This window comes from Corynebacterium sp. 122RC1, assembly GCF_024580955.1.
Lineage (GTDB): Bacteria > Actinomycetota > Actinomycetes > Mycobacteriales > Mycobacteriaceae > Corynebacterium > Corynebacterium kozikiae.
Map to the genome: position 1 here is coordinate 131,214 of NZ_JANIKD010000001.1, position 16,625 is coordinate 147,838.

At 62.0% G+C, this 16,625-nt stretch carries 13 protein-coding genes; 4 read left to right on the plus strand and 9 right to left on the minus strand.

The features are described from left to right. Positions 1–4 precede the first annotated feature (4 nt). The 8 genes from smc to gdhA all read right to left on the minus strand — a co-directional run bounded on the left by smc (position 5) and on the right by gdhA (position 9,756). Positions 5–3,445 carry a chromosome segregation protein SMC gene (gene smc, locus NQ050_RS00595; RefSeq protein WP_257037297.1) on the minus strand — a complete coding sequence of 1,147 codons (3,441 nt, stop codon included), beginning with the start codon at positions 3,443–3,445 and terminating at the stop codon, positions 5–7. An 11-nt stretch (positions 3,446–3,456) separates the two neighbouring features. Then, a complete protein-coding gene (locus NQ050_RS00600) occupies positions 3,457–3,777 on the minus strand; it encodes an acylphosphatase (RefSeq protein ID WP_257037298.1) in 321 nt (106 codons plus the stop codon). Between the two features lie 5 nt (positions 3,778–3,782). After that, positions 3,783–5,261, minus strand: coding sequence for a sodium:alanine symporter family protein (locus tag NQ050_RS00605; protein WP_257037299.1), 1,479 nt, complete (start codon positions 5,259–5,261; stop codon positions 3,783–3,785). A gap of 108 nt (positions 5,262–5,369) precedes the next feature. Then, entirely contained in the window at positions 5,370–6,266 is an 897-nt protein-coding gene (gene mutM / locus NQ050_RS00610; RefSeq protein WP_257037300.1) for a bifunctional DNA-formamidopyrimidine glycosylase/DNA-(apurinic or apyrimidinic site) lyase, read from the minus strand. Beyond that, positions 6,259–7,035 (minus strand): ribonuclease III, encoded by a 777-nt coding sequence (gene rnc, locus NQ050_RS00615; protein WP_257037301.1) that lies wholly within the window; start codon positions 7,033–7,035, stop codon positions 6,259–6,261. Before rnc ends, mutM begins: the two co-directional genes overlap by 8 nt. Then, positions 7,032–7,547, minus strand: coding sequence for a DUF177 domain-containing protein (locus NQ050_RS00620; protein ID WP_257037302.1), 516 nt, complete (start codon positions 7,545–7,547; stop codon positions 7,032–7,034). Before NQ050_RS00620 ends, rnc begins: the two co-directional genes overlap by 4 nt. A gap of 1 nt (position 7,548) precedes the next feature. Further along, the gene (locus NQ050_RS00625) at positions 7,549–8,283 is read right to left on the minus strand and encodes a DivIVA domain-containing protein (protein WP_257037303.1); all 735 of its coding nucleotides are present in this window, start codon (positions 8,281–8,283) and stop codon (positions 7,549–7,551) included. A gap of 129 nt (positions 8,284–8,412) precedes the next feature. Further along, entirely contained in the window at positions 8,413–9,756 is a 1,344-nt protein-coding gene (gene gdhA / locus NQ050_RS00630; RefSeq protein ID WP_257037304.1) for an NADP-specific glutamate dehydrogenase, read from the minus strand. A gap of 165 nt (positions 9,757–9,921) precedes the next feature. Between gdhA and NQ050_RS00635 the strand changes: the two genes are divergently transcribed. Next, the gene (locus tag NQ050_RS00635; protein ID WP_257037305.1) at positions 9,922–11,064 is read left to right on the plus strand and encodes a glycerate kinase; all 1,143 of its coding nucleotides are present in this window, start codon (positions 9,922–9,924) and stop codon (positions 11,062–11,064) included. Here NQ050_RS00635 and NQ050_RS00640 read toward each other — a convergent pair. Further along, on the minus strand, positions 11,054–11,428 hold the full coding sequence (locus NQ050_RS00640) for a hypothetical protein (protein ID WP_257037306.1): 375 nt from the start codon (positions 11,426–11,428) through the stop codon (positions 11,054–11,056). The two genes, NQ050_RS00635 and NQ050_RS00640, sit on opposite strands and share 11 nt — an antisense overlap. 23 nt (positions 11,429–11,451) lie before the next feature. Between NQ050_RS00640 and NQ050_RS00645 the strand changes: the two genes are divergently transcribed. The 3 genes from NQ050_RS00645 to NQ050_RS00655 all read left to right on the plus strand — a co-directional run bounded on the left by NQ050_RS00645 (position 11,452) and on the right by NQ050_RS00655 (position 16,561). Then, complete coding sequence (locus NQ050_RS00645; RefSeq protein WP_257037307.1) at positions 11,452–12,753, plus strand: DUF4921 family protein; 1,302 nt, start codon at positions 11,452–11,454, stop codon at positions 12,751–12,753. Positions 12,754–12,763: 10 nt separating this feature from the next. Further along, positions 12,764–14,041, plus strand: coding sequence for an amidohydrolase (locus NQ050_RS00650; RefSeq protein WP_373456400.1), 1,278 nt, complete (start codon positions 12,764–12,766; stop codon positions 14,039–14,041). A gap of 141 nt (positions 14,042–14,182) precedes the next feature. Continuing rightward, complete coding sequence (locus NQ050_RS00655) at positions 14,183–16,561, plus strand: glycogen/starch/alpha-glucan phosphorylase (protein ID WP_257037308.1); 2,379 nt, start codon at positions 14,183–14,185, stop codon at positions 16,559–16,561. Positions 16,562–16,625: the final 64 nt, after the last annotated feature.

Sequence of the window (16,625 nt, forward strand, 5' to 3'; positions counted from 1 at the left end):
TTCCTTAGTTCGGCTTGGGGGTCATTCGTTGGCTGATCACTCTGGTCACGCCGTCGCCACGCATTGTCACACCATAGAGCACATTGGCTACGTCCATAGTGGGCTTCTGGTGGGTGATCACAATGAGCTGGGAATCTTCGCGCAACTGTTCAAACAGGGCGATGAGGCGGCGCAGGTTGACGTCGTCCAAAGCCGCCTCAACCTCATCCATCACATAAAACGGCGAGGGCCGCGCGCGGAAGATCGCCACCAGCATAGCCAAAGCTGTCAAAGACTTCTCACCGCCGGAGAGCAGGGAAAGCCTCTTTACCTTCTTCCCAGGTGGGCGCGCCTCCACCTCAATGCCCGTGGTGAGCATGGAGTCCGGTTCGGTGAGCACCAGCTTGCCTTCACCACCGGGAAACAGCGTGTCAAACACCTTCGGGAACTCAGCCGCCACATCGTGCCAGGCGTCCGTGAACAGTTGCAGGATCTTAGCGTCTACGTCGGTAATCACATCGGTAAGGTCCCGGCGCGCCTGCTCCACGTCCGCCAGTTGGGTACTCAAGAACTCGTAGCGTTGTTCCAGGGCCTTGAACTCCTCCAGAGCCAGTGGATTGACCTTGCCTAGGGCGTTAAGGTCCTTTTCCGCTTGGCGCAGGCGGGCGCGCTCGAGCTCCACGTCGAAAAGGCCCTGCGGGGCGTAATCACGCAGTACCTCTTGCGCCGGCACGCCGAGTTGTTCGGTGATTTTGGCGTGGACTTCCTCCCGCCTGGTCTGCACCTCGCCCAGCCGCAGTTGGCGGGCATGCGCGGTGTCCTTGCTTGAGCCGAGGTGCACCTGGAGGCTTTTCGCGCGGTCCTTGGCCGTGGAAAGCTGGCTGGTGACCTGCTGTTTGCGGGCGCTGGTCTCCTGCTTTGCGGCTGTTGCCCGCTCGAGTGCGCTGGCAACCCTGCGTCCCACCGCTTCGGACTGCTCGGCAACCACCTGTGCCAGGCGCGCCTGCTTCATCCGATGCTCCATCGCCGCCAGGTGGCGTGCTTTCGCTTGGCGTTCGGATTGTGCCTGCCTCCGTAGCCCCTCAGCGCGGCCTTTTGCCTGTTCAGCTTTGTCCTGTGCGCTGCGCAGCGCGAGTTTTGCCTCCATCTCCATAGCGCTTGCCTGCCGCAGGGCCGCCGCGGCTTCGTCGCGCGCCAGGGTGGATGGCTCCTGTTCGCTCGGTTGTTCCTCTACTCGTGCGAGCCGATCTGCGGTGTCCTCCAGCAACTCTTGTGCAGCGGCCAGGCGTGTGCGCGCTTGTTCGAGCCGCTCGGCTGACTTACGCTGGCCTGCCTGGCTATGCTGCGCCTGCTGCTCCAAACGGCGCAGTTCCCGCTCAAGGCCCCCGATCGCCTGCGTATGTTCCCTATGCGTGGCTGTGGTCTGGGCAACGGCCACGCGAGCCTCCGCCGCCGCCTGTTTTGCCCCCTCGAGCGTGCCCGAAATCTCCAGCAACTGCGCACGCACCTCCTCCAGCTCGGTGCTCGCCTGGGCGACCAAGCTGGCAACCTCTACGCCGGAAGCAACGGTGGAACCAAAGCTCACCCAGCCTTGCCCCACCAGCACACCCTGTTTGGTCACCGCGCGTAGCCTGGGGTCCGCCTCAACCAACGCCCGAGCCTGCTGCGTGTCCTCTGCGCACACAACGTCCACAAGCACGCGGTTCACGGCCGCTTGAATCTGCGGCGCTACTTCCACGACGTCCAACAGCCAGCGCACATCCTCCTGCACCATGCGCCAGGGCTCCCCCGCCGTAGGCGCCACCACAGCGGTGCGGCTGACTGTTTCCGCAAGCGTATCGACGGCGCCGGCGTCCAGCTCCCCGACGAGTGCATTCGCGAGCTCACCGAGTGCTGCGGCGAGGGCGGATTCATAGCCCGGCTCAACGGTGATGAGCTGCGCTAGGGGCGAAAGTTCAAGATCTGGTTGGTTGCCCAGGTCCGCTTTCGGCGCTTGCACCTCCAGTGTTTCAATACGCGATTCCAACCTGGAGACCTGCTGCTGTAACCCAACGTGGCTCGCACGAAGCTGCTCCAAGCGGGCCTCTGCAGCCTCTGCCTCCGACTGCGCCTGTTCCGCCGCCTCCTTCAGCGGTGCCGCTGCGTGCTGCGCCTGCCTCAGCTCGGTTGTTGCGCGTTCCAGTTGCTGCTTCGCCCTCTGGTGCGCCTCCTCTGATTCAGCCCAAGCCGCCTGAAGGTGGGCGATTTCCTGTTCTGCCTGCGCCACGGCGTTACTGTGGGTTTCCCGGGCGGCGAGCAGGCGCACAACGCCCTCCCGGCGGTCCGCGATGGCACGAACCGCCTTTAGGTGTTCCTCATCAGCCAGTTGGGCCTGTTCACGGCACTGCTCAACCTGCTCACTCACCGCCTCCAGGCGGGCCTGGAGCACTTCTACATGTTCGTGAAGTTCTTCTAAGTGCTCCTGTGCCGCCTCGGCTTTGGCATCGAGCTCGTCAGGATCCGCCCCGCTGTAGGGCACCGCGGTGGAGTTGCGAGCCCGGTCATGGGCAATGCGGGTGGTCGCCGCCACGCGCTCGGCCAAAGCGGAGAGCTCAAACCACAGGGACTGCGCTGCCTCGGCCCCCGCGGTGCACTGTTCGAGCTCTTCCTCCAGGGTGACCTGTACCTCTAAGGCTTCCTCTGTGGCGCCGGTGAGTTCCTCCAGCTTTTCCAGCTCGGTGCGCAGGGCGGCGTTGGCCTGGGCCAACTGCTGTTCCAAGTCATCGAGTTCAAATCCCGCCACCTTCAGGCGGGCGTCACGCAACGTTGCCTGCACCGTGGCGGCTCGCTTTGCTGCTTCTGCTTGGCGGGCCAACGGCTTGAGTTGGCGGCGCAGCTCCTCCGTGAGGTCCGTAAGCCTATCCAGATTGGCCTGCATCCCCACCAGCTTGCGCTGTGCTTTTTCCTTCCGCCTGCGGTGCTTGAGCACACCCGCGGCTTCCTCAATAAAGGCGCGGCGGTCTTCCGGGCGGGACTCCAAAATCTGTGCGAGGCGCCCCTGCCCCACGATCACATGCATTTCCCGGCCAATACCGGAATCCGAGAGCAATTCTTGGATATCCATGAGGCGAGCGCGCGAGCCATTGATCTCGTACTCGCTGGCACCGTCGCGGAACATCCGCCTGGTTACTGAGACTTCGCGGTACTCGATCGGCAAGGCGCCATCGGAATTATCAATGGTGAGCGTGACCTCCGCGCGGCCGAGCGGCTTGCGCTCGCCGGCGCCAGCAAAAATCACGTCCTCCATTTTGCCGCCGCGCAGCGTCTTTGCCCCCTGCTCGCCCATCACCCAGGCGAGCGCGTCCACCACGTTCGACTTGCCGGAGCCGTTGGGCCCCACCACGGCGCAGATGCCGGGCTCAAACTTCAGGGTGGTTGCAGACGCAAAGGACTTAAACCCCTTGAGCGTCAGCGACTTCAAATACACGAGGAACCATTCTAGCGTTCCACAAACCCTTGCACACCGCGCGCCGCGCCCCACTGCACCGCCAGGAAATCTACGTGCCCTGGGCGTCGGTACGCCTTGGATTCCTCCCCCAATTCAGCCTCCGGGGCGAGCCGCCGGGCAAGCTCTTCGCAGGCTTGCCGCGGGCCCTCCGCGGTGACGCACACGCGGCCGTCGGGCATGTTGGTGGCAGCACCCGCAAGACCAAGCTCCAGGGCCTGGCCGCGGGTCCACCACCGAAACCCCACCTGCTGCACGTGGCCGTGCACGAAGGCTGTCAAGCGCACATTCGCATCAGCCGCATCAGCACGCATGGAACCTACACTTCGCGCACGATCTGGCCACCGCGGCGGGTGACGGCGTCGGAACCATCCCAGCACTCAACGTTCTTCAGCTCTGGGAGCATGTCACGGTGGAACACAGGGTCCAGGCCCTTGGCCTTCTGCTGGGAGTAGTTGCGCAGGAGCTTCACCGCTACCCCGCCGAGAGGAACGATTGCGATCAGGTTGATCACCACCATGGTTGCCGCGAAGGTATCACCCAGTGCCCACACCAGTGGCAGCGGGGAAATCGAACCCAGGAACACGCAGGCCAGAACCAGTACGCGGAACCCGTTAACCGCCAGTGGGTTGGTGGTGAAGTACTCCAAGTTGGTCTCTGCAAGGTAGTAGTTGCCGATCACGGAGCTGAATGCCAGGAAGAACAGGATGATGGTGACAAAGTGCACGCCCCACGCTCCGACCTCACTTGACAGCGCGCTCTGAGTCAAAGATGCACCCTGGACGTCCGCGCCATATACAGGGTTGGACAGCAGAATGATGAAGGCAGTGATGGAACATACCAGCAGGGTGTCAAAGTACACGCCCAAGGTCTGCACCAGGCCTTGCTTCACTGGGTGAGAAACCGTTGCGGTTGCAGCTGCGTTTGGAGCGGAACCCTGGCCCGCTTCATTGGAGAACAAGCCGCGGCGCATACCGTTCATGAATGCCGCACCGACCGCAGCACCTGCGATCTCCTTGAAGCCGAGTGCGTGGCCCACAATGTCCGCGATCATGCCAGGCACCGCGTCGATCCGCAGGATCAGGACCAGGATGCCCACAGCGAGGTACGCGAGCGCCATCACTGGGACCACAATCTGGGTGAAGTTCGCAATGCGGTGCACGCCACCGAAGATGATCACACCGGTGATGACGACCAAAATCAGGCCAATAATCCCCTTGAAGGAAGTGGAGCTGGAATCGATCACGCCGGCAAAGCTAGAGCTGGTGGCCTCCACAATGGAGTTCGCCTGAATGGAGTTGTAGACAAAGCCGTAGGTGATGGTGATTGCCACACCGAAGATCACGGCCAGCCACCGCATGTTCAGCCCGCGCGTCATGTAGTACGCTGGGCCGCCGCGGTAAGTCCCGTCCGGGTTCTTGGTCTTCCACAACTGTGCGAGCGTTGCCTCCACGAAGGAGGTTGCGCCACCCAGAAGGGCGATCATCCACATCCAGAACACCGCACCTGGGCCACCCAGGGTGATGGCCACGGCTACGCCGGCCACGTTACCGGTGCCCACGCGCGAGGCCGCGGAGATGGTGAATGCCTTGAAGGCGGAGATGCCTTGCTCATCGGTGTGGGAGTCTTCTGGATGCGGCTTTTCTTTCACCGCACGGAACATGTCCGGGATCATTCGGAGCTGCACCACGAGGGTCCGAGCACCGAAATACACACCGGCCGCGATCAGCAGGAAGGGAATGACTTTCCAGTAGTTGTCATTAATCACGTCTGTGACAAATGCTGTGACGCTATCCATACATTGCACCTTTACGGGACTGGTTTCTCAAGAGTTCTCAAGTGACGGAGAGAACTGATGTCTACCACGTTAGCTGCGCACCACACTCGATACACAATTTCTGCCACGTCACTTGTGCCTGCGATACCTCTTCTTTTGGCAATTTGGGCACACCGTGGAGGAACGATTCATGAATTGGATCCTGCGCATCGCAGTTCCACAACGATCGCAAGGCGTGCCGCCGCGACCATAGGCGTGCAGGGAAACATCGAAGTAACCAGACTGCCCATTGACGTTCACATACAGCGCATCAAAACTCGTACCACCCTGCTCTAAAGCCCGCCGCATCACCTGCTGGCCATGCTCTAACAGCTCGCGCAGCCGAGGTAGGCCAATTGCCTGAGCAGAGGTTTCCGGGTGGATGCGTGCTGCCCACAGCATTTCATCGGCGTAAATATTGCCAATGCCAGACACAATCCCCTGATCCAGCAGCAACCGTTTGATCCCTACGTCGCGGCTTTTGAGCGCTCGCGCCACCTGAGCCAGGTCCAATGTGGGGTCCAGGAGGTCCTGCGCAATGTGGGCCATGTGCGCTGGCAAGCGGCTGTCCGCTCGGGGGTCATATTCACTGGGCCGCCAGTACCCAAAGGTGCGCTGGTCCACGAACCACAGCTCATTGCCATCATCCAGGCGGACGCGGATCCTCAGGTGCGGATGCTCTCCCCCTTGTGCGCCCCCATCTTTCACGAGCATCTGCCCGCTCATTCCAAGGTGCACAATCACCGGCAGCACCGGAGCTCCAGCACCACTCTCCGCCGCCGCGGCGCAGTCGAGCCAGAGGAACTTGCCACGCCGGCGCACGTCGGAAATTGTTGTTTCGGTGAGCATGCCCTCTACTTGCGCGGGACCACCCTCACTGTGGCGTACAGCGCGCGGGTGCAGCACTTCTACTGCATCAAGACGTCGGCCGCGGACGTGCTCTTCCAAACCGCGCCGGACCACCTCAACTTCCGGCAGCTCAGGCATGCTCGGCCAGGCGTTTGAGCTGCGCTACCAGCGCGGGTTCGTTTTGCACGCGGGCAACAGCCTGTTTTGCGGCTTGCTGCTCGGCGGCCTTTTTGTTCTTGCCGGCACCGTGCCCAATTTCCTCACCGAACACCACGGCAGCAACCTCGAAGTGCTTTTCGTGCTCTGGGCCCGAGGCCTCGGCGGTGTAGGTGGGCGCTGGAAGTTTGCGCTCTGCGAGGCGCTCCTGCAGGGTGGTTTTCCAATCCTGGTAGATCGCCTCAGCCGAGGCCTCGTTGATCTTGGTTTGGAACAGCCGAAGCACCGTTGCCCTGGCCACCTCGAAGCCATGCTCCAGGTAGATCGCGCCGAGCATCGCCTCGGTGGTGTCCGCCAGGATTGAGTCCTTCTCGCTGCCGCCGGTGGCGAGCTCCCCCTTACCCAGAAGGATGTGCTCTCCGAGCCCGATTTCGCGAGCGACGGCGGCAAGGCCGTAGCGGCTCACCACCGCGGCGCGCATCTTGGAGATGTGGGATTCGGGGAGCGCGGGGTACTGCGCGAAGAGTTGTCCGGCCACGGACAGGCCCAGCACGGCGTCACCCAAAAACTCAAGACGCTCGTTGTTGGGCAGATTGCCGTGTTCGTTACCAAAGGAACGATGCGTGAGCGCCAGGCGGAGGCCTTCCGCACTCAAGCTCACCCCAAAGGCCTCGAGCAGCGGCGCGTGGTCTTTGGCCCCAAAGGCTTGCTCCCACGCCTGCTCGGGGCTGAGTTTCTGTTTCCTACTCACAGGAATTTCTCCAGTCCAGCCCAGCGCGGGTCGGTGGGCTGACCTTGGGTTTCACCAGAAACGCCATCCGGCTCCGGCACGTCGCCGTGCTCGCAGCCGCCCTCGCACACCGGGTTGAAGGGCAGGTTGAGGCCGGCCTCGTCCAGGAAGGATTGCAGCAGGTCAATGGTGTCATTTAGCACCACTGGCAGCTCGTCTTCGTCTTCTTCGGCGGCTTCGCCCTGAATGAAGTCTTCACTGGCGGCGAACACTTCGTTAATACTCAAATCCACCTCTGGGGAAAGGGCGGTGAGGCAGCGCGAGCACTGCCCCTGCAGAGTTGCGTGCAGCGTTGCGTCCGCCATGACGGCCTCGCCCAGTGGGGTCAGCGCGGCGTCGATACGCACCTCCGCACCCTCTGGGATCGCGATCATTGCGGGGCCGATACGCTGCGGCGCCGGGCCCTCCTGAGTGAGTGTTTCCGGCATGCCGCTGCGCAGCAACTGCCCCACCTCAAAAACAAATGGGTTCATGTTATTCGCGTCCCGCTCCCGCTCCAGCTCCAGTGCCAGCTCCAGTGCCAGAGACCCCGGCTCCGCGGCGCAGCGCTGCCTTATCCCGCGACACTTGGCGCAGGGTTGCGGAAAGGGACTCTTCAAACTCGCTGAGCTTCTTTTCCACGAAGGCGTCGCACTCGCTGCGCAGGTGGTTGGAATCGGCGTGCGCCTTGTCCACGATGCGGTGGGCTTCTTCGTTCGCGCGGCGCACCACCTCGGAGTCAGATACTAAGCGGTGCTGCTCAGCCAGGCCCTCATCCACGGAACGCTGGTACTGATCGTTTCCGGAGGCAACCAGGCGCTCGGCTTCAGCTTGGGCGCGGCCCAGGGTGTCATCGGCTTGCCGACGCGCGTCCTCAACGATCCGCGCGGCGTCGTCCTGCGCCTTCGCCACCGTAGTGTGCGCACGGTTTTCCGCGTCACCCACCATGGCCTCGGATTCTTCGCGGGCGCGGGTCACCATGGTGTGCGCCTCATGCTCAGCGTTGCCCACCAGTTCATCGGCGCGGTCCTGGGCGCCGCGGATGATTTCATCGCGCTGGTCCAAGACGTCCTGTGCGTCATCGATCTCCACAGGCAGAGCGTTGCGGAGGTCATCGAGCAGGGCCAACATGTCATTGCGGGGCACCATGCAATTGGAGGTCATGGGCACGCCGTAGGCCTGCTCCACGGTTTGGACGAGTTCATCAAGAGCTTCGAAGACACGGTACATGCTAGCGAGTCTAGCGGCGCAATCCGACGAGGCGCTGCAACACCACCGTCACCAGCCAAAAAGAAACCGCACCCCACGGCCAAGGGCCATAGAGTGCGGCGGGATGATTGGGGTGTGGGGTCACACCGTTTAGATCACACCCTGTGCGAGCATCGCGTCTGCCACCTTCTTGAAGCCGGCGATGTTTGCGCCAACCACGTAGTCACCTTCGTGACCGTATTCACGGGCGGTTGCCTCACAGGTGCGGAAGATGTTGCGCATGATCTCGTGCAGGCGCTGGTCGGTGTACTCAAAGGACCAGGAGTCGCGGGATGCGTTCTGCTGCATTTCCAGAGCGGAGGTAGCAACGCCACCAGCGTTGGCTGCCTTACCTGGGCCAAAGACCACGCCCTTCTCGCGGAAGACCTCAACTGCCTCTGCGGTGGAAGGCATGTTTGCGCCCTCGGCCACAAACTGGCAGCCGTTGTCTGCGAGGGTGCGTGCGTGCTCTTCGTTGAGCTCGTTCTGGGTGGCACATGGCAGAGCCACGTCGCAGGCCAGATCCCAAATGGAACCCTCGGAGTGGAAGGTTGCGCCCTCTACCTCGTCCACGTACACGGAGACGCGCTCACGGCGAACTTCCTTGATGTCCTTCAGCTTTGCCACGTCAACACCTTCTGGGGTGTGAACGTAACCGGAGGAATCGGAGAAGCCGATCACGGTTGCGCCGAGTTCCTGTGCCTTCTCAATGGCATAGATTGCCACGTTGCCGGAGCCGGAAACGATGACCTTCTTGCCGTTGAAGGAAGTGCCGTGTGCCTTCATCATTTCGCTGGTGAAGTACACGCAGCCGTAGCCGGTTGCTTCGGTGCGCACCAGCGAGCCACCCCAGGTGAGGCCCTTGCCGGTGAGCACGCCGGACTCGTGCTGGTTTGCCAGGCGGCGGTACTGACCAAAGAGGAAGCCGATCTCGCGGCCGCCCACGCCAATGTCACCCGCTGGAACGTCACGGTATTCGCCGATGTGGCGGTGCAGCTCGGTCATGAAGGACTGGCAGAAGCGCATGATTTCTGCGTCGGACTTGCCCTTGGGGTCAAAGTCGGAACCACCCTTGCCGCCGCCGATCGGCAGGCCGGTGAGGGAGTTCTTGAAGATCTGCTCGAAGCCCAGGAACTTGATGATGCCCAGGTTCACGGATGGGTGGAAACGCAGGCCACCCTTGTATGGGCCGAGTGCGGAGTTGAACTGCACGCGGAAGCCGCGGTTGACCTGCACCACGCCTTCGTCGTCAACCCAGGGCACGCGGAAGATGAGCTGGCGCTCTGGCTCGCAGAGGCGCTGGATCAGGCCGTAGTCAGCGTAATGTGGGTCCTTCTCCAACACGATCTTCAGGGATTCCAGCACTTCACCGACAGCCTGGTGGAACTCTGGCTCGCCGGCGTTTCGCTTGAGCAACTGCTCATGGTATTCCCGGACCTGCTCTTCAATGGACAATTCAAGGTTCCTTTCTCATGCTCGTGCGTCTCGCCTCTTGCGGCGCAGCCTGGGCGAATCACAGGAGAATACTATTGACCGTGTTGAAGTATAGAGCACATCCTCCCCCAAACGTGTGCCAGCTCTCCCGCCAAAGCGGCTCTAGCCTGCAGAAAGGTACCTATAGTGCAATCGAACACAGCCACCGATTCCGCCAAAACACACCTGAACATCGTGATCGCCCCGGACTCCCTGAAGTCCACCGCGAGCGCCCCCGATGCCGCAAGGTGGTTGCGTGAAGGCGCGTTGGAGGCTTGCTCGGCGGCTGGCATCACCTCTGAGATCCAGGTAGTCCCCATGGCTGACGGGGGTGAAGGGACCGCTGCGTGTTTTGAGGGTCAGGTGGTCACGCTGCCCACCACGGATGCCATCGGCAGGCTCACCGAAGCCAGCTATGTGTTCGACCCCAGCACCACCACCGCATACATTGACATCGCCGCAGCCAGCGGTTTGCCCCAAGTACAGGACTCCCTCCAGCCGCTGCAGGCGGATACTTTCGGCACCGGCGTGCTCATCGCCGATGCCCAAACCCGCGGCGCCACCCGCATCGTCCTGGCCCTCGGCGGTAGCGCAAGCACCGACGGCGGCACCGGCATTCTCACGGCCCTGGGTGCCCAACCACTCGACGAGCGCGGCCTCCCTCTGCGGCCTGGCGGTGGTGATCTGCACCGCGTGGCCAGCGTGGATACAGCCCAGCTCAACATCCCGGCCGCCGCAGTGGAATGGGTTTTGCTTGCCGACGTCCACGCCACCGCCACCGGCCCCACGGGCACCGCTGCCACCTATGGCCCGCAGAAGGGCGCCAACCGGGAACAAGTTGCCCTGCTCGAAGGCGGCATAGCCCAGTGGTGTGAGGTCTCTGGCATTGACCCGCAGGTGCCCATGCTCGGGGCGGCTGGCGGCGTAGCCATTGGCATCTTCTGGCTCAGCAGCCTCTTACACGGCAGCGGCGAGCATGTGCATCTGCTGCCCGGCGCGCAGGTGGTGGCGGAAACGCTGGGTCTGCCGGAACGAGCAAAGGGGGCCGATTTGATCATTACCGCCGAAGGCGGCTTTAACCAGCAGTCTCTTGACGGCAAAGTGGTGGGCACGGTGCTGGACCTGGCCGGCCCGAACACCACCGTGGCGGTTGCTGCGGGAAGCTTTCACAGCCCCCTACCCACTACCAACACCCTCAAAATTGAACTGCCCCAGGATGAGCAGGTGCGCGAGCAGCTGCTGTGGGCGGGCAGGAACGCCGTAGAGCAGTATCTGCAGGTTAGTCGGTGATTTGCATGGTCCAGGGGTAGGCCACCGTGTCCACGGGCAGTGCAGCCGCCGGCGCGAGCAGGCGCGAGTAGAGCATGGCTACTTGGTTGAGGCTGCGCGCTCCTTCAACTTTCACGCTGAATCGGTGCATTTCATAGGTCTGCTCGGCTGCTACGGGTTCGTCTTTGTCTCCCGCCTGTTCCCGCAGGACTTCGATGAGTTGCTGGCGCGTGGCGGCGTCGGCACCCGCATCGCTTGTGTGCGTGACGGTGGCATCCTGGACGAGTGCATCGCGGATGAGTAGCGCACTGAGTTGTTCGAATCGCGCGGGGGTGAGTGCTGCGGCTTTGGGGTCGATGAAGCAGTCGAAGTGAATGGAAGCCATGCGGCCAGACTAGCCTAGAACGCATGAGCAAGTCCTTCCTGCAAAAGATGCCCGACGGCACCGTGAAACAACTGAATCCTTTTTCTGGGACGCAGGCCTGGACGGTCACTGGCCGCGGCAACCGCCCGCTTGGGCTGCCCGTGGTCGACCCGAAACCGCTGGACCCACAAGACCACGTTGCGTTCTGCGCGTTTTGCCAGGATCGCATGTTGGAAACGCCCCCGGAGAAGGCGCGCATGGTGGGCGGGCAGATCGTCACTGGCGTGATGGCGGAGGATCTTGGCGCTACCCAGGCGGATTTCCGCCGCGTTGCCAACCTGTTTGAGATCGTGACCTACGAGTATTGGCAGGCCAACTACGGCTACCACATGCCCGAGGAGCTGGAGCGTTGGTACGCGCGCTATGTTGGCACCTCGCAGGGCCTTGAGCATGTGCTGCGCTCGGTGCGCACGAAACGCAAGGCGTCAGGTCGCAGTGCCGACGCCCCCCAATCGGAACTGCTCGCACAGGCTGCACCGTTCTTCGGCGGCGGCCATGACCTCATTATCGGCCGGCGTCACTTTATCGATGGTGCCACCGATGACAGTCAGCTCGCCGGGTCGGGAACGCTGCACCCCGACGAGCACGCCGAGTTGATTGCGTTTACGGTTGCCAGCACCAAGGCGCTCTACGCCCAGAACCGCTACGCGCCGTATGTGGCGGTGTTCCAGAATTGGCTGAAGCCCGCGGGCGCGTCCTTTGACCATTTGCACAAGCAGTTAGTGGCCATTGATGAGCGCGGCCGCAGCCTTGAGGATGAGATTGCGAAGCTGCGCCAAAACCCCAACATGTATAACGAGTGGGCGGTGGACTACGCGGCGAGCCAAAACCTCATCATCGCGGAAAACGAGCATGCCATCTTGTTCGCCGGGTTTGGGCACCGCTACCCCACCTTGGAGGTGTATTCCAAGTCCGCCACCTCAGAGCCGTGGCTGCAGTCGCCGGAGGAGGTGCGCGCGATGAGTGACCTCATCCACGCTGCCCACGCCGCTGCCGGCCCTGATGTTCCCTGCAATGAGGAGTGGCACCATAAGCCGGCGGACCTGGATATGCCGATGCCCTGGCGCGTGATGATCAAATGGCGCGTATCCAACCTGGCTGGTTTTGAAGGCGGCACCAAGATCCACGTGAACACCCTTTCGCCGTGGGATGTGCGCGACCGGGTGGTGGACACCATGTATGCACTGCGCAACCAAGAAAAGATTGCGCGCAATATCCTCATTGCTACTGAATGCAAGGTAGAGCGCAATTCACTGCGCTACAACCCATTTTTGTATCTGCGGTAACGTGGATCACATGCTTCTGACGTCCAACTCTTCCAGCGAATCTCATATCGCTTCCCTGATTGCCGCCTTCGCTCCAGACCCGGATTGGCAGCGCGACCTCTACCGCAAGCTGCATGCCAACCCGGAGCTTTCCGGCAAGGAGATTGAGACGGCGCGGATGATCGCCCGCGAGCTTGGTCGTTTCAACGCAGAGGTGACCACCAACATCGGCGGCAACGGAATGGTGGCGGTGTTCCGCAATGGCCCCGGTCCGACGGTGCTGATGCGCGCGGATTTTGATGGCCTCCCGGTGAAGGAGGAATCCGGGCTTGAGTGGGCCTCGCACAAAATCGACTATTCCGGCCAAACCCCCACCCCAGTGATGCACGCATGCGGCCACGATATGCACACCACCGCGCTTCTGGGAGCCTGCCAGGTGCTGGATTCCGCCCGGGAGCACTGGAGCGGCACCTTCATTGCCCTGTTCCAGCCTTCTGAGGAAAACGGCGCTGGCGCTGCCCGCATGGTGGCCGACGGCCTGGCAGAAGCCATACCCAAGCCGGACGTCTGCTTTGGCCAGCATGTGATCGCAGGCCCCGCGGGCCAGGTGAGCAGTATGCCGGGGGCGGCGCTCGCCTCCTGCGACTCCATTGAGATTGTGCTCACCGGCCAAAGCGCGCACGGTTCCATGCCGCATAATGCGATCGACCCCACCTTTTTGGCCGCAATGATCGTGATCCGCCTGCAAGGCATCGTGGGCAGAGAGATCCCGCCCCACGAGTTCGCCGTGGTTTCCGTTGGCACCTTGGAGTCCGGCAATTCCAACAACACCATCCCCGGGCAGGCCCGAATCGTGCTGAACTGCCGCACCTACAACGAGCAGATCAAAGCGCAACTCTACGCCGCCATCGAGCGAGTGGTACGCGGCGAATGCAAAGCTTCCGGCACCACCGTGGACCCCACCTTTCGCTACTTCGCCCACGGCCCTCTTACGGACAACACCCCGGAGGTCTTCCGGCGGGTTCGCGCGACCTTTGACCAGGTGTTCGGCCCAGACTCTACCGACGCCACCCGCTGGACAGCTTCCGAGGACTTTGCCAACCTCCCGGAGGCCTTCGGCGCACCATACCTGTTTTGGACTGTGGGTGTGACCCCGCGCGAACAGTGGGACAAAGCCCTGGCGGAGGGCAACGTGGCGGAAACGATTCCAGTGAACCACATGGGCACCTTCGTGCCGGACTATGAGCCGACGGTCCACGCCACCACCTCAGCGGCGGTAGCAGCAGTGCTCACATACCTGAAAAAGTGAAAAAAGCAACAGCTTTGCGGGTTCAAATGCTCTCAATCGGGAAAATTCGGGCATAACCGGTAGGATGATGCGGGTAACACAGCGGGGCTCCGTGCGAGCTCCCTCTCCCCAATCACTCTGTGTAAGGAGTTTTCTCCGAAGATGACTACTTCCCAAGAATTCACCTCTTCCGTAGGTGGACACGTCCGTGCCGTTTCCGGCACGGCCCCAACTACTGCCACGGGCCGCAAGTTCTGGTTCGGCCTTTCCCACGCTGTGATGGAGCAGCTCGCTGAAAACTGGGAGGCAACCACCAAGGCCTACGCAGCCACTCGCCAGCAGCACTACTTCTCCGCGGAGTTCCTCATGGGCCGCGCCCTGCTGAACAACCTCACCAACCTGGACTTGGTAGACGTTGCCGAGCAGGCTACTGCCGCCAATGGGCACGCGCTTTCTGACGTCCTCGAGGCGGAAAATGACGCAGCACTGGGCAACGGTGGTCTGGGACGCCTGGCTGCCTGCTTCCTGGATTCCGCTGTCACCCAGGACTACCCGGTGACCGGCTACGGCATCCTCTACCGCTATGGCCTGTTCAAGCAGGTTTTTGACAATGGCTTCCAGACCGAGGAGCCGGACGCGTGGAAGGAAGACGGCTACCCATTTGTGGTGCGCCGCGAAAACCAGATCCGCACTGTGCACTTTGATGACATGCACCTGCGCGCCGTGCCTTATGACATGCCGATCACCGGCTACGGCACCAACAACGTGGGCACCCTGCGCCTGTGGAAGGCTGAGCCACTGGAGGAGTTCGACTACGACGCCTTCAACTCCCAGCGCTTCACCGACGCCATCGTGGAACGCGAGCGCGTGATGGACCTTTGCCGCGTGCTCTACCCGAACGACACCACATACAACGGCAAGGTGCTGCGCGTTCGCCAGCAGTACTTCTTTGTCTCCGCATCCCTGCAGGCAATGATCGATTCCTACATCGAGCACCACGGCGAGGACCTGCGCGACTTTGGCAAGTACAACTCCATCCAGCTCAATGACACCCACCCAGTGCTCGCAATCCCAGAGCTGATGCGCCTGCTGCTCGACGAGCACAACATGACGTGGGAGGACGCCTGGAAGGTTGTCACCGAAACCTTCGCGTACACCAACCACACCGTGCTCGCAGAGGCCTTGGAGCAGTGGAACACCTCCATCTTCCAGCAGCTCTTTGGCCGCGTGTTCGAGATCATCGTGGAAATCGACCGCCGATTCCGCGAGGACATGCGCGAGCGTGGCCTGGACGAGGGCCGCATCCACTACATGTCCCCCGTACACGACGGAATGGTGCACATGGCGTGGATCGCTTGCTACGCAGCGTTTTCCATTAACGGCGTGGCCGCGCTGCACACTGAGATCATCAAGGCTGACACCCTCAAGGAGTGGCACGAGATCTGGCCGGAGAAGTTCAACAACAAGACCAACGGTGTGACCCCACGCCGCTGGCTGAAGATGTGTAACCCTCGCCTGTCTGACCTGCTTACCCGCCTCTCCGGCTCTGATGCCTGGGTCACGAACCTGGATGAGCTGAAGAAGCTCACCGAGTTGGCCAACAACGAGGACGTGCTTGCTGAGCTCAACGAGATCAAGCACGCCAACAAGGTGGACTTTGCCAACTGGATCAAGGAGCGCCAGGGCGATGAAATCAACCCTGATTCCATTTACGACGTGCAAATCAAGCGCCTGCACGAGTACAAGCGCCAGTTGCTCAACGCCCTCTACATCCTGGATCTGTACTTCCGCATCAAGGAAGACGGCGAGGCCAACGTGCCACCACGGACCTTCATCTTCGGTGCGAAGGCTGCCCCAGGCTACGTCCGTGCAAAGGCGATCATCAAGCTCATCAACGCCATCGGCGACCTGGTGAACAACGATCCAGTTGTTTCCAAGTACCTGCATGTGGTGTTCGTGGAGAACTACAACGTCTCCCCCGCCGAGCACATCATTCCAGCCGCGGATGTCTCCGAGCAGATTTCCACCGCCGGCAAGGAGGCCTCCGGTACCTCCAACATGAAGTTCATGATGAACGGCGCGCTCACCCTGGGCACCCTGGACGGCGCAAACGTGGAGATCGTGGACTCCGTGGGCGATGACAACGCCTACATTTTCGGCGCCAAGGTGGAGGAGCTCCCAGAGCTCAAGGCCCACTACAATCCATGGCACCACTACGAGACGGTCCCAGGCCTCAAACGCGTTCTCGACGCCTTCACCTCGGGTCTGCTCGATGACGGCCACTCGGGCCTGTTCCACGACCTCCGCTCCTCCCTGCTGGATGGCGGCGGCTACGAAACCCCAGACGTGTACTACGTCCTGGGCGACTTCGCTGCGTACCGCGAGACCCGCGACAAGATGGCCCGCGACTACTTTGCTGACCCAATCCACTGGGCACGGATGGCGTGGATCAACATCTGCGAGTCCGGCCGCTTCTCCTCCGACCGCACGATCGGCGACTACGCCCGTGAAGTCTGGAAGATCGAGCCAACCAAGATCTAAACCCCGGACATGAAAAAGCCGGCGCCTTCGGGCGCCGGCTCTTTTTTGTGAGCGTGTTTGCTGG

Excerpts from the sequence above, each read along its gene's own strand:
- mutM (WP_257037300.1), bottom strand. The coding sequence starts at position 6,266 with ATGCCTGAGCTGCCGGAAGTTGAGGTGGTCCGGCGCGGTTTGGAAGAG.
- NQ050_RS00645 (WP_257037307.1), top strand. The coding sequence starts at position 11,452 with ATGAGCAAGTCCTTCCTGCAAAAGATGCCCGACGGCACCGTGAAACAA.
- NQ050_RS00655 (WP_257037308.1), top strand. The coding sequence starts at position 14,183 with ATGACTACTTCCCAAGAATTCACCTCTTCCGTAGGTGGACACGTCCGT.
- NQ050_RS00650 (WP_373456400.1), top strand. The coding sequence starts at position 12,764 with ATGCTTCTGACGTCCAACTCTTCCAGCGAATCTCATATCGCTTCCCTG.
- NQ050_RS00640 (WP_257037306.1), bottom strand. The coding sequence starts at position 11,428 with ATGGCTTCCATTCACTTCGACTGCTTCATCGACCCCAAAGCCGCAGCA.
- NQ050_RS00625 (WP_257037303.1), bottom strand. The coding sequence starts at position 8,283 with ATGTACCGTGTCTTCGAAGCTCTTGATGAACTCGTCCAAACCGTGGAG.
- NQ050_RS00605 (WP_257037299.1), bottom strand. The coding sequence starts at position 5,261 with ATGGATAGCGTCACAGCATTTGTCACAGACGTGATTAATGACAACTAC.
- NQ050_RS00620 (WP_257037302.1), bottom strand. The coding sequence starts at position 7,547 with ATGAACCCATTTGTTTTTGAGGTGGGGCAGTTGCTGCGCAGCGGCATG.
- NQ050_RS00600 (WP_257037298.1), bottom strand. The coding sequence starts at position 3,777 with ATGCGTGCTGATGCGGCTGATGCGAATGTGCGCTTGACAGCCTTCGTG.